This window comes from Pedobacter psychrodurus (assembly GCF_032678585.1).
Classification (GTDB): domain Bacteria; phylum Bacteroidota; class Bacteroidia; order Sphingobacteriales; family Sphingobacteriaceae; genus Pedobacter; species Pedobacter psychrodurus_A.
This window is the reverse complement of sequence record NZ_JAVTSN010000017.1, coordinates 49,306-62,634: the sequence shown is the minus strand read 5'-3', so window position 1 is coordinate 62,634 and position 13,329 is coordinate 49,306. Positions and strand designations below refer to the sequence as shown.

Below are 13,329 nucleotides of genomic sequence, written 5' to 3'. Positions count from 1 at the left end.
CAATTACATAATTATGCCGTTCTACTTTTAAACAAAATAGTAACTTTGCAGCCTAATTTTGAATGAATGAATTTTTGAATGAGTGAATGTCGTTTACATAGACAATAACATTCTCTCAGTTAATCATTCTCTCATTCTCTCATTTCAAAAAACATGAAGAAAGTAAAAGTTGGCTTAGTGCAAATGAGTTGTACTAAAGATAAACAGGAAAATTTAGATAAAGCGATTGCAAAAGTAAGAGAAGCGGCGGCAAAAGGCGCACAGATTGTGTGTTTGCAAGAGCTTTTTACTTCTTTGTATTTCTGTGATGTTGAGGATTACGACAATTTCGACTTAGCAGAAGCTATTCCAGGCCCGTCTACAGATGCTTTGCAAGTGGTAGCTAAAGAACTGGGTGTGGTCATCATCGCTTCTTTATTTGAAAAACGTGCGGAAGGTTTGTACCACAATACTACTGCTGTTTTAGATGCTGATGGTTCATATTTAGGTAAATACCGCAAAATGCATATTCCTGATGATCCTGCTTTTTACGAAAAATTTTACTTCACGCCTGGTGATTTAGGTTACAAAGTTTTCCAAACCAAGTTTGCTAAAATTGGTATCCTGATCTGTTGGGATCAATGGTATCCGGAAGCTTCGCGTATTACCGCATTAATGGGTGCCGATATCATGTTCTATCCAACCGCAATTGGTTGGGCTACCGATCAGGATGAAGAAACCAATCAGGATCAATACAATGCCTGGCAAACCATTCAACGTTCGCATGCAGTTGCAAACGGTGTTCCGGTAGTGAGTGTAAACCGTGTAGGTTTTGAGCAGGATGGCGCCATGAAATTTTGGGGTGGAAGTTTCGCCACAAACGGACAAGGCAAAATACTTTATTTGGGTTCTCACGATCAGGAAGAAACTGAAGTGGTTGAGCTGGATTTATCAGAATCTGATTTCTTCCGTAAACACTGGCCTTTTTTGAGAGATAGAAGAATTGATTCTTACCAGCCGATTACGAAAAGATATATTGACGGGGATTAGAAAAGTCGGGGGTCGGGAGACCGAAGACGGAGGCCAAAGAGCATACCGGGCAAGATGGCCAATCTCAAATTCATGAATAAGTCGGTAAACGTAGGTTATAGGTTTGATTGCATTATAATAAATTGTAATTTTTTAGTATATTTCTAATAAACTATAACTTTAGACCTCTGACTTTTGAACTTAATTATGGCATTCAAATTTGAAAAACTTAAGGTTTGGCAAAAAGCTTTAGACTTAGCTGATGAAATCGATAAAATGACAAGAACTTTTCCAAAAGAAGAGGTATATGTTTTAACATCTCAAGCGAAACGTGCTGCCGATTCGGTTTCAATGAATATTGCTGAAGGAAGTACGGGTCAAAGTAATCCTGAATTTAAGAAATTTTTGGGATATGCCTTGAGATCAGATATAGAGGTGGTGAATTGTTTGCATCTTGCTGTAAGAAGAGGATATATAACAGAAGAAATATTTCAGAAACATTATCAATCTTGTGAAGAGATTTTAGTTATGATTTCGGCTTTAATTAAATCGTTAAATTAAATAGGATGTCAGGAGACAAGAGTTCAAGATATTGAGTGATTTATTAAGAATACACTAAATCATCCGACTTCGGACGCCTGACTTTCTGACTTAAAATAATACACTAAATCATCCGACTTCGGACACCCGACTTCCGGACTTAAAAATTATGTCAAACTTTCCTCCAAGAAACGATTTAAATATTAATCAATTCGATTATTCGCCAAAGCAGCAAGGTTATGCTTTCCCTGCAGAATGGGCTAAACATGAGGCAACCTGGTTAAGCTGGCCACACAAAGAGGGGAGCTGGCCCGGAAAAATCGAAACCATTTACAAACCATACTGCCAGTTTATCAAAGCTGTTGCTGAAGGTGAGAAAGTACGCATCAATGTTAAAGATGAAGAAATGAAAGCTTTTGCTGTTTCTGAATTAACAAAGGTAGATGCTAATTTAACCCAGATCGAATTTTATTTTAATGAAACCAATGATGCATGGTGCCGCGACCATGGTCCTGCATTTTTGCTGAAAGGCAATGAAAAGGCAGTGGTAGATTGGGGATACAATGCATGGGGTGGTAAATATCCGCCATTTGACCTGGACGATGTAGTTCCGGCAAAAATTGCCAAGCATTTTGATCTCCCTTTATTTACACCAGATATTGTGATGGAAGGTGGTTCGGTAGAGTTTAATGGCGCTGGTACGGTTTTAACCACCACTGCTTGTTTGTTAAACGAGAACCGTAACCCACATTTAACTAAAGAACAGATCGAAAAATATTTATTGGAATATTATGGTCAGGAGCAGGTATTGTGGTTGGGCGATGGTATTGTTGGCGATGATACGGATGGCCATATTGATGATATTACCCGTTTTGTAAATGAAGACACAGTTTTAACGGTTGTAGAAAGTAATCCTCTGGATGAGAACTATGTACTGTTACAAGAAAATCTGGAAGCTTTAAAAGCAATGAAACTGAAAGATGGCAGGCCATTGAATATTGTGGAGTTGCCTATGCCTTCGCCGGTTATTCATGAAGATACCCGTTTACCGGCATCCTATGCCAACTTTTATATCGCTAATGCGGCGGTAATTGTGCCTATTTTTGGTGATGTAAACGATGAAAAAGCACTCGAAATTATTCAAGGCTGTTTCCCTGATCGGAAAGTGATCGGTATCAATTCAGTTGATATTATCTGGGGATTGGGAAGTTTCCATTGTTTGAGCCAGCAGGAACCCACCCCCTAGCCCCCTGAAGGGGGAACACCTATTGTGTTAAACAATTCACAATTAATATTAACTTTACCACAATTAAATTTTTTATACATTATATAAAAGTCCCCTTTAGGGGATTTAGGGGTTATGAAATTATTAGAAGGAAAAACAGCATTAATTACAGGTGCATCGAAAGGAATCGGCCGTAAAATAGCTGAAAAATTTGCTGAGCAAGGCGCTAATGTAGCTTTTACATATTTATCATCAGTAGAAAAAGGCGAAGCCTTAGAGCAGGAATTACAAAGCTTTGGAACAAAAGTTAAAGGTTACCGTTCGGATGCTTCTAAGTTTGCCGAAGCGGAACAATTGATCAACGATATCGTTGCCGAGTTCGGTACGATTGATATCGTGGTAAACAATGCTGGTATTACCAAAGATGGTTTGTTGATGCGAATGAGCGAAGAAAACTGGGATGATGTAATCAACATTAATTTAAAATCGATCTTCAACGTAACCAAAGCGGCTTCTAAAGTGATGATGAAAGCCCGTAAAGGTGTTTTTATCAATATGGGTTCCATTGTTGGTACAACAGGTAACGCCGGACAAGCAAATTATGCTGCGTCTAAAGCGGGCATCATCGGTTTTACCAAATCAATCGCCAAGGAATTAGGTTCGAGAAATATCCGTGCCAACGTTGTAGCGCCAGGTTTTATCCGCACCGAAATGACAGATATCCTTGATCCGAAAGTTGTTGAAGGCTGGGAAAAAGATATTCCATTAAAACGTGCCGGCGAAACAGAAGATATTGCCAATGTTTGCGTGTTCTTGGCATCAGATATGAGTGCTTACGTAACCGGACAAACTTTGTCTGTTTGCGGTGGAATGCTGTAAAAAAGATCAAGGGTTTAAAGGTTTAGGGTAGAAGGTTCTTTTCTAAAGCCATAGAAATATTAAGAAGTCAAGTTTTTTAAAACTTGACTTCTTTTGTTACTTCACAACATATTTTCCTTTTACCTCACCAACATTAGCAGGCATTTTAGTCTTCTCAAAAGTTAAATAACCTGTTTGTAAAGATTTCCAAAAGTTTGCCTGCGCTGGGAATTGAGTACTATATTTTTTCATATTTCCATCGGTCATTTTGAAAGGATAGAGGTTAACAGGAATCCTTTCCTGACCCGCATTTCTGGCCTCAACCCCTAAAACATACACTTCTTTAATTTTTTCATCTGTTAGAGGAATGCAACCTACGGTTACACAATTGCCATGGATATAAATGTCGCTTCCGGGTTTTCTATCCTTTCCCGTTCTGGCATAATCTACTGCATTTGGATAGTTTACGCCAAGTGACAAATGAAAATTGCTCATCGGGTTAAAAACGTTTATGTAATAAAAGCCCTCGGGCGTTTGCCCGTCACCTTCAAATACTTTAGGGCCAATAGTGCCGGAGTGTGCGCAGAAATCGTATGTTCTAAACAACGAATAGGTTTTTGCTGAATTGTTCTTTAACCAGATTTCGAGCTTTCCTTCGGTTTTATAAGCATTGATCACCATCGAAAACTGATCGCCATAACCACCGGCAAGCACGAACTTTTTCAATGTTTCCCATTTTTCGTTATAAGCCTTTTCTACTCTTTCAAATTTAATTTGCGTGGCTTTAAAATTATTTTGGGCATTCACCATAAGGCTTAAAGACAGTAGAAACGTTAAACAGATTAATTTCATAAAGATTGATTTGGTTAAAAATAACGAATTTATAGTTTTTACCGCAAAGATCGCTGAGATTTCCTTTATCAAAGCGCTAAGGTCGCTGAGTCTAAGTATTTAGATACTGGGTGACGTCTTTGCGGTGCTTTGCGTAAATTCTTTGTGTGCTTTGCGGTTAATAATCTTGAAAATTTCCCTAAAATTACCATCTTTATGAATTATGGCTGGTTTTTTTTCGGGTACTTCTATTTTGTTTTTTCTGGGTTGCTTGGCCTTGGGCGTTTTATATGCCTGGTTGCTGTATCGGGGCAACAAAAATTTAGATCAAAAACTTCAGTATGGCTTAACGGCATTACGGATTATCGTAATAACAACGATCGCCTGGTTAATATTTGCACCGCTCATTAAAACACTAAATTATACCTTAGATAAACCTGTAATTATTATTGGACAAGATAATTCTTTGTCTGTTGGTCAGGTTAAAGCTACTGGTTTCGACCAAAAATTATATGAACAGAATCTTAAAATCTTACAAGATAAACTATCAGATAAGTATGAGGTAAAAACACTCCATTTTGGCGATCGGGTTGCTGATGGTTTTGACTTTAAAAATCAGGGTAAATTAACAGATGCTTCAGCTTTTTTTCAGAAAGTGAAGGATGAATATACCAATAGAAATGTTGGTGCCATTATTTTAGCAACGGATGGTATTTTTAATCATGGTGGAAATCCGCTATACAGCGTAAATCAGATTAATGCACCAGTTTACACCATTGCCTTGGGCGATAGTATCCCCAAACGCGATGTATTGATTTCAAATGTGAACTACAATAACATTGTGTATCTGGATGATGATTTTACTATAGAAGTTCAGGTTCAGGCTTTTCAAAGTGATGGCGAGAATACTGTTTTAACGGTCAGCCAAAACGGTGCAAAGGTTGAGCAACAAAATATAGCCATTAGCGGAAATTCTTTTGTTAAAACTATTCCGGTTAAAATTCATGCAGGTAAAATCGGTGTCCAGAAATATACTGTTCAGCTCGGGGTTTTAAAAAATGAGATCACTACCCGAAATAACACACAGACTTTTTATGTGGAAGTGATTGATGGCAGGCAGAAAGTATTGTTGGCTGCAGTGGCACCACATCCCGATTTAGGGGTGTTAAAGGAGGCTATTTCGCTCAATAAACATTATGAAGCTAAACTTGTTCTTGCAGATGATTTGAATGCAACAGACCCCTCTAAATTCGATTTAATCATATTGTATCAATTACCAGATGTCCAAAATATCTCGGCTACCTTTTTAAAGAAGTTAACAGGTTTAAAAAAGCCAATCTGGTATATTTTAGGCGCTCAGAGTAATGTAAATGCTTTTAACCAGATTCAAAGTCAGGTTAATTTAGGTTCTGCAAATGGTTCCATTCAAGAAGTATATGCCGATTTTGCCAATGGTTTTACCAGTTTCAATCTTAGTGAAGAAAATAAAAAACAGTTTTCATCTTTCGATCCATTACTCAGTCCATTTGGTAGGTTAACCGTAAATGCAGGCGCAACACCTGTTTTTAATCAACGTATAGGTAAAATAAGTACACAACAGCCATTGTTGTTCTTTTCCAATACAAATGGCTTAAAGACGGGTTATTTGATGGGAGAGGGACTCTGGCGCTGGAAACTCTCAGAAGCTGAAAATGAAAGCAATCAATCCGTTTTAAATGATCTGATTTCTAAAACCGTGCAATACTTATCTGTTAAAGATGATAAGCGCCGGTTTAAAGTATTTACATCAAAATCTGCATACGACGAAAATGAATCGATCCAGTTTAATAGCACACTTTATAACGATAGTTATCAGCCCGTAAATGAATCTGAAGTTAATCTTCAGGTTAAAAATGAAGCTGGGAAAGTATTCAACTATATTTTCTCGAAAACCGAAAATTCTTATCAGTTAGACGCAGGAACCATGCCTGCAGGGAATTATTCTTATCTCGCCAACACCGAACTGGGCGGGAAGAAATTCACAGCCTCAGGCAGTTTTTATGTGAATGCACTAATTGCAGAATTCCAGCAAACAACAGCCAATCATCAACTTTTAAATACCATGTCTAAACAAAGTAATGGTAAATTGTTTATGCCTGAAAATCTGCTCAAAATAGCTGATGAGATTGCCAGGAACGAAAATATTAAAACGATCAGTTATGAAGACCGCAAGTACGACGAACTGATTAGTATGAAATGGCTCTTTGGTTTAATCTTGATTTTACTCGGTACAGAGTGGTTTTTAAGGAAAAGGAACGGGGAACTTTAAGTTTTTAGGTTTGATGTGTAGTCAGATGTTACCATCTGACTGTGAGAAAAATGTAAGATTTATTGTAAGAATGATGATCCGTTATTTAAGTAACTTTTTAATTGTCAGATGGTAACATCTGACACCACGAAAAAACTAACTTAATGCCATTCATCCCTGTAAACAAACTTTGGCATATGCCATTCAAAACGGATAGAAAGTAGTCTAAGCGCCAATCCAACTATCGCAGCGGTAATAGTAGCCAGCATCTCGCTTCCATGAAAATGCTCTATTCCGATATAAACAGCTCCCGTAACAATCGCTGCACTGGCATAAATCTCTTTTCTAAAAAGAAACGGAACTTCGTTACAGAGCACATCACGAAGTACACCGCCTGCACAACCGGTAATCATTCCGCTGAACAATACAATCAAATAAGGCAAATGGATTTCTTGCGCAACCTGACAGCCAATAATGGTGAAAACGACCAATCCAAGCGCATCGAGGTAGAGAAAGAGTTTTTTAAGTTTAGTCATTACTGAAGCTATAAATGCGGCCAATAAAGCTGCTACCGCAGTAATCACTAAATATTCAGGGTGTTCTACCCAGCTCATCGGGTAATGCCCGAATAATACATTTCTAACCGTGCCACCACCCAGGGCTGTAACCCAGGCAATAATGCAAACACCAACCCAATCCATATCACGTCTGCCTGCAGAAAGCGCCGCAGTCATGGCTTCAGCGGTAATGGCGATAATGTAGAGGATGTGGAGCATGGCGTAAGTTGAAACGTTACAGGTTGTAAAGTGGGAAGCTTAGTTCGATTACATAATCGGTTAACTGATTAAACAATTGTGTTATGGTTTTTATTGTTGAAATTGTTAGGACGACTCCGAACTCCTAACCCAAAACTCCCAACTAATCTTTCTTCTCTTCCTGAATAATTACAAAAACATCTTCATTGTCTTTTTTCATGAAGTATTTTTCGCGGGCGAATTTTTCAGCCGTATTTAGATTGGTATTCAGTTCGTTTAAATCTTTTTTAACCTGCGCGGTTTCCTTCTCGAAATATTCCTTTTCCTCCTGCAATTTATTCGCCTGACTGCGGTATTCGTATTGCGACATCATATCGTTTTTGTCGAAAAATAGCATCCACATCGCAAAAGCGACAGTAGCAAGGAAATATTTGTTGCGGAAAAGATCTATTAAACGTTTCATATATTGATATGAGATTTTAGATGTGAGATTTGAGAAAACCCAAATCCAACAAACAAATATAGGATTAAAATAAAAACATCCGAAGATTTAAAATCTCCGGATGTTTTGCAAATAAGTTTTTCAACTTGTTAACACCCCAAACCCCTAAAGGGGCTTTTCGGCATTATCCTTATTCCCCTTTAGGGGATTTAGGAGCTTATTTTTTAGCGTATTTGAATTTCGAACCGATGAAACGTGCGTTTTCACCTAATTCTTCTTCAATACGTAATAATTGATTGTATTTTGCAATTCTGTCTGAACGTGATGCAGAACCCGTTTTAATCTGTCCACAGTTTAATGCAACAGCTAAATCAGCAATGGTAACATCTTCAGTTTCGCCAGAACGGTGACTCATTACCGAAGTATAACCACTGTTTTGTGCTAAAGTTACTGCATTGATGGTTTCAGTTAAAGAACCGATCTGGTTCACTTTTACCAGGATAGAGTTAGCTGTATCTTCGTCGATACCACGTTGTAAACGCGTAACGTTGGTTACAAATAAATCATCACCAACCAATTGAACATGGTCACCGATTTTATCAGTTAAACTTTTCCAGCCTGTCCAGTCGTTTTCATCCATACCATCTTCAATAGAGATAATTGGATATTTTGCAGAAAGATCGGCTAAATATTGTGCCTGCTCTTCGCTAGAACGAATTACACCAGTAGCACCTTCAAATTTAGTATAGTCGTATTTACCATCTTTGTAAAACTCAGATGAAGCACAGTCTAAAGCTAAACAGATTTGAGAACCTGGTTTGTAACCAGCGGTTTCAATTGCCTTTAATACCGTTTCAATAGCATCTTCGGTACCATCAAAAGTTGGTGCAAAACCACCTTCATCACCTACTGCAGTAGATAAACCTCTGTCGTGAAGAATTTTTTTCAAGCTATGGAAAACTTCAGTTCCCCAACGTAAAGCTTCAGAGAATGAAGGTGCGCCAACTGGCATAATCATAAATTCCTGAAAAGCGATCGGCGCATCAGAGTGAGAACCACCATTAATGATGTTCATCATCGGAATAGGTAAAGTATTTGCATTAACACCACCAATGTAGCGGTATAATGGTTGACCAATTTCGTCAGCAGCAGCTTTAGCAACAGCCAAAGAAACACCTAAAATGGCGTTAGCACCTAGGTTACCTTTGTTTTCGGTACCATCCAGGTCGATCATTAATTTATCGATTGCATTTTGTTCAAAAACATCAACACCTCTTAATGCATCAGCAATTTTAGTATTTACATTTTCTACAGCTTTTAAAACACCTTTGCCTAAATATGTAGATTTATCACCATCACGTAATTCAACAGCCTCATATTGTCCAGTAGATGCACCGCTTGGTACAGCTGCACGGCCAAAAGCGCCTGCCTCTGTTACTACTTCTACTTCTACTGTTGGATTGCCTCTCGAATCGAGAATTTGTCTGGCATGGACATTAACGATTATGCTCATTTTTATTTGATTTTTATTGATTTTTTAACCTGCTTAGTGTATAAAGTACAATTACTAAGCGCAACACCAAAGTTAATATATTTTTTAAATAAATAAAGCCTTTTAAGGCTTAATGTTACGATAGTTGTTTGAGTTAACGGATCGTTAATTTTAACTTAATATTGATTGGTAAACCTGTGTGTTGTATGAGATCTTCAGAAGCTTAGTTACATTATTAATCTTTTGAAAAGCAATTTCAGTCATAAATCGGTTTAGGCTGGTCCCGCTTTTTATTCCTTCCGACTATACGTCGGGATCCATTCCATCCGATAACTATCGGATCGGGTTTAAATTGCAAGGTTTGTAGTGCTTAGGCAAGTACTGTCATACATGTTGCCTAAAATAGTAGAAAAGAGGCCGTCCTCTCGATCCGATAGCTATCGAATCGGACGGCCCATACAGGCGGGGAGAGATCTATGAATAAATATTCTACCCATAGATTTCTCCACTACGGTCTAAATGACGATTTATTATTTTTTAGCTTCAGCCAAAAGTTCAGAATTTAAGCGTACATATTCATCAACTTTTTGTGCTTTAGCAGCATCAATACCTTGTTGTGCTGTAACTGCTGCACCAGCCTTATCGCCCATTTTTAACTGGATGCGCCCTTTCCATAATTTAAACCAGGGTGCTTTTGGGTCTGATTTTTCTGCTTCCGTCATCCATTCTAAAGCTGTTTTTAAATCTTTCCCATTTTGATAATAATACAATGCAGCATTAAAATAAGGTTTCTTTTCGCCTTTCATCGCCTCTGCAATATTGGCCATTACCTTTTCGTCGATAGAGGTGGTGATATTGATCGTATAGGTGCTATTTTCCCACATCATATTTAACTGTGCAGAAGTTTCGCTAACAGCAGAAAATTGCATGGTTAAGGTTTCTACCTTTTCCTTTAAAGCTGTCGTTTTTACTTTTACGCGAAGTACATCGTCACTTTCTTTATATTCGTAAGCTCCCCATTGATCGGCAATTTTGTTAAAAATAACCGTCCATTCATTTTTGCCCGGGATACTAAAGAGGCCATATTCGCCTGCAGGTAAATCTTTACCTTCAATTTTAACTGCATCGGTAAATTTAATGCGGGTAGCTGCATTTGCTCCATTGCGCCAAACTGTGCCTAGTGGCTCCATGCCACCAAAAATTTTACGGCCCTTTACATTCGGACGGGAATAGGTTAAAGTTATTTTACCCAATCCAAAATCCTGGATAATGGTTTGTCCACTACTGGGTTGCGGGAATTTAGCTCCCTGGGCATTTGCGAAACTTGCCGCGCCTAAAAGTGCGATAAACAGCACCACAGATTTGATCAATAATTTCATTATTTTGTTGTTTTTGGTTTATACGAATTTACAATAAGCTTTGAGTTTAAGAAAATGTTTTAATTCAGCTCTTAGCCTAGCTGATGTTTCCTGAAGCCAAAAATCAGTTCATTAAAGTATTCACCATTTTTAAAAATCGTGTCTTTTAATTCCGCTTCGAAAACAAAACCTGCTTTTTTTAAAACCTGTTGCGAGGCCAGGTTGGTATGAGCAGTACGGGCAAAAATCCGCTCGATATCAAAAGTTTCGAAACCATATTTCAACATCTCTTTTACGGCGAGAGGAACAATACCCTTACCCCAAAAATCCTCAGCAATCCAATAGCCTATTTCTGCACTTTTGCTATAAATATCAGCCAATTGGTGTACGCCTATTGATCCGATTACTTCATCGTTTAGTACAATGGCCTTAATTTGTAGTGGATCATGACTTAAAGCCAATTGAATAAATGCCTCGCCATCTTTTTTCTCATATGGGAATGGGAACTTATTGGTTAAGTATTTCGAAATGTTGAAATTGTTGGCATTTTTTACCAAATTATCTATATCGCTGGGTTGATAAGGGCGTAAAATTAACTGCATGGTGTACGATTTTATCAAGATGAACTAGATCTGTAACTTTTCATTAAAACCAAAGTCAGAATTAAAATGCTTTTATGTTGCACTTCAGTCAATTTGAAAAATCTTATTTCGGTTATCTTGTTTTAAAGATAGATAATATTAAAATTCCCGAAGGTATTTTCTGGATAAAAGGAAGTAATGGTATCGGAAAGAGTACGCTGTTAAAATCAATCGCAGGGATATTATCTTTTCAGGGGGATATTGCAATAGGCAAAGTTTATCTAAAAAGCCATGGTGTTGCGTACCGAAAGCTGGTCAATTTTGCGGAGGCAGAGCCACTATTCCCTGAATTTTTAACCGGATCAGAGATGATCGATCTTTTTGCCAAAGCAAAGGGAGCAGTTCGGGGTCAGGAAGAAGATTTGATTACCGGAATGGGGATGAAACCTTACATTCATAATCCATTGGGTTCGTATTCCAGCGGTATGCTCAAAAAATTGTCGTTGGTACTGGCTTTTTTAGGGCAACCTAAGCTGATCCTATTGGATGAACCATTAAATACGATTGATGTAGAATCTTTAGAAGTGTTGTACCGTTGGATCAATGCCAAATACCAAAATGAAAAAGTTAGTTTTCTACTGTCCTCACATCAGCCACTGGATGAAGTAAAATTACCTGGACTAAAACAGATCAATATCGGGGATAAACAGATCATGATAAATTTTTAATGTTTACTACTTCAAACACGGCTTTAAAGAAAATATTTGTAGATGGATTTTACCGGATCCATGCGGGTATGCTGGTGTTTCTCTTCGTGATATTGATTAGTTACTGTTTATTTATCAATACTTTAGGTACAGTGCGGCCAGATCAAATTGATTTCTGGCAGTTTTTCTTTACCGTTAGTTTAGTGAGTAATCCACTTATCTTGACATTTTATCTTCTAGGCAGTTCGTTATATGCCTATAAAAGTTTAAAATATGTTTTAAATCAGCTCGCTTTGCCCCAGCAGCAATTTCTGTATTATAGTTTCAGCTCTTCAGCCAAAAAGCAACAGTTTTTAGCCTGGTGCGCAGTGCAGACTTATATATTTATTCCTGTTTTATGCTATACGTTGTATGCCACGGCCATAGGCCTGGTATTCGGTTTCTATGTGATTTCGATCGGGATTTTGCTTTTTCAGGTTCTGCTGATTGTGGCCAGTGCCTATATCTGCCTAAGAGAAAATAATCGTTTAATGCAAGCTAATCAACCGGGTTGGTTGATCAGGATCAGCAAAAAATGGAGTAAACCTGTTTTTTTATTGTTTAGCTTTCAGGTTTTCAATCATTCGAAATTGGCTTATCTGCTCACTAAATTACTGTCGTGGGTATTGATGTCGAGTGTATTTTTGGATTTTGCTGATCTTGAAGATAATTCGAGACTGCTGATGCTGATTACTTCCTGTATCGTTGTTGCACACGTAGTGCTCATGTATCAGGAAAAGATTTTTAACGATCGGTATTTATCTTTTCTTCCGAATTTTCCATTTACCAAAGGCAGGGTCTTTTTTAGCTTTTGTTTAAACTATGTCGTTTTACTGCTGCCTGAAGTTTGTTGGATGTTGAGTCGTTTTGGTGTTTTACCAGCAATTGGATTAATTGCATTTGCTTTTTCGGCAATTTTGTTATTTAGAAGCCTGCTCCTGTTGAATGCAATACAGATTAAAGGTTTTTTGATCAGGGTTTTTTGTTTGTTTTTCCTTTTTTATGTATTGATTATGTTCGGATTAGGTTTAATGCTTATTCCGTTAAATATTGTTGCAGCGTGGATTTTGTTCAGACGCAATTATTTAAATAACAATATTTTGTGTTGATGTTTTTTCAGATTATGTAAGTCTGAAATGTGAATTTTTGTGCAAAAAAAAAAGTCTAGATTATATATCAATTAATGCCAAGTCACTAATTCTTTCG

At 37.6% G+C, this 13,329-nt stretch carries 13 protein-coding genes; 7 read left to right on the top strand and 6 right to left on the bottom strand.

Annotated elements, in window-relative coordinates:
* Positions 1-153 precede the first annotated feature (153 nt).
* The 4 genes from R2S57_RS13125 to fabG all read left to right on the top strand — a co-directional run bounded on the left by R2S57_RS13125 (position 154) and on the right by fabG (position 3,652).
* Entirely contained in the window at positions 154-1,029 is an 876-nt protein-coding gene (locus tag R2S57_RS13125; protein WP_025145775.1) for a carbon-nitrogen hydrolase, read from the top strand.
* Between the two features lie 186 nt (positions 1,030-1,215).
* Positions 1,216-1,569, top strand: a complete 354-nt coding sequence (locus R2S57_RS13120) for a four helix bundle protein (protein WP_316845403.1) — start codon at positions 1,216-1,218, stop codon at positions 1,567-1,569.
* Between the two features lie 148 nt (positions 1,570-1,717).
* The gene (locus tag R2S57_RS13115) at positions 1,718-2,794 is read left to right on the top strand and encodes an agmatine deiminase family protein (protein WP_316845402.1); all 1,077 of its coding nucleotides are present in this window, start codon (positions 1,718-1,720) and stop codon (positions 2,792-2,794) included.
* Positions 2,795-2,908: 114 nt separating this feature from the next.
* A complete protein-coding gene (gene fabG / locus R2S57_RS13110; RefSeq protein ID WP_057933957.1) occupies positions 2,909-3,652 on the top strand; it encodes a 3-oxoacyl-[acyl-carrier-protein] reductase in 744 nt (247 codons plus the stop codon).
* A gap of 96 nt (positions 3,653-3,748) precedes the next feature.
* On the opposite strand, the gene R2S57_RS13105 is transcribed toward fabG, so the two are convergent.
* Positions 3,749-4,483: a murein L,D-transpeptidase family protein gene (locus tag R2S57_RS13105; RefSeq protein WP_316845401.1), complete on the bottom strand. Its 735-nt coding sequence runs from the start codon at positions 4,481-4,483 to the stop codon at positions 3,749-3,751.
* Positions 4,484-4,685: 202 nt separating this feature from the next.
* On the opposite strand from R2S57_RS13105, the gene R2S57_RS13100 reads away from it, so the two are divergent.
* A complete protein-coding gene (locus tag R2S57_RS13100) occupies positions 4,686-6,770 on the top strand; it encodes a hypothetical protein (RefSeq protein WP_316845400.1) in 2,085 nt (694 codons plus the stop codon).
* A gap of 140 nt (positions 6,771-6,910) precedes the next feature.
* Here the strand turns inward: R2S57_RS13100 and R2S57_RS13095 are convergent, their stop codons facing one another.
* The 5 genes from R2S57_RS13095 to R2S57_RS13075 form a co-directional block, all read right to left on the bottom strand.
* Positions 6,911-7,525 carry a trimeric intracellular cation channel family protein gene (locus tag R2S57_RS13095; protein ID WP_316845399.1) on the bottom strand — a complete coding sequence of 205 codons (615 nt, stop codon included), beginning with the start codon at positions 7,523-7,525 and terminating at the stop codon, positions 6,911-6,913.
* A gap of 142 nt (positions 7,526-7,667) precedes the next feature.
* A complete protein-coding gene (locus tag R2S57_RS13090) occupies positions 7,668-7,967 on the bottom strand; it encodes an FtsB family cell division protein (protein ID WP_025145767.1) in 300 nt (99 codons plus the stop codon).
* Positions 7,968-8,163: 196 nt separating this feature from the next.
* A complete protein-coding gene (gene eno / locus R2S57_RS13085) occupies positions 8,164-9,459 on the bottom strand; it encodes a phosphopyruvate hydratase (protein WP_316845398.1) in 1,296 nt (431 codons plus the stop codon).
* Between the two features lie 509 nt (positions 9,460-9,968).
* Positions 9,969-10,817 (bottom strand): DUF2911 domain-containing protein, encoded by an 849-nt coding sequence (locus R2S57_RS13080; protein WP_316845397.1) that lies wholly within the window; start codon positions 10,815-10,817, stop codon positions 9,969-9,971.
* A gap of 71 nt (positions 10,818-10,888) precedes the next feature.
* On the bottom strand, positions 10,889-11,398 hold the full coding sequence (locus R2S57_RS13075) for a GNAT family N-acetyltransferase (protein WP_316845396.1): 510 nt from the start codon (positions 11,396-11,398) through the stop codon (positions 10,889-10,891).
* A 74-nt stretch (positions 11,399-11,472) separates the two neighbouring features.
* On the opposite strand from R2S57_RS13075, the gene R2S57_RS13070 reads away from it, so the two are divergent.
* Both R2S57_RS13070 and R2S57_RS13065 read left to right on the top strand, forming a co-directional pair.
* Entirely contained in the window at positions 11,473-12,105 is a 633-nt protein-coding gene (locus R2S57_RS13070) for an ATP-binding cassette domain-containing protein (protein ID WP_316845395.1), read from the top strand.
* Complete coding sequence (locus tag R2S57_RS13065; protein ID WP_316845394.1) at positions 12,105-13,232, top strand: hypothetical protein; 1,128 nt, start codon at positions 12,105-12,107, stop codon at positions 13,230-13,232. Before R2S57_RS13070 ends, R2S57_RS13065 begins: the two co-directional genes overlap by 1 nt.
* Positions 13,233-13,329: the final 97 nt, after the last annotated feature.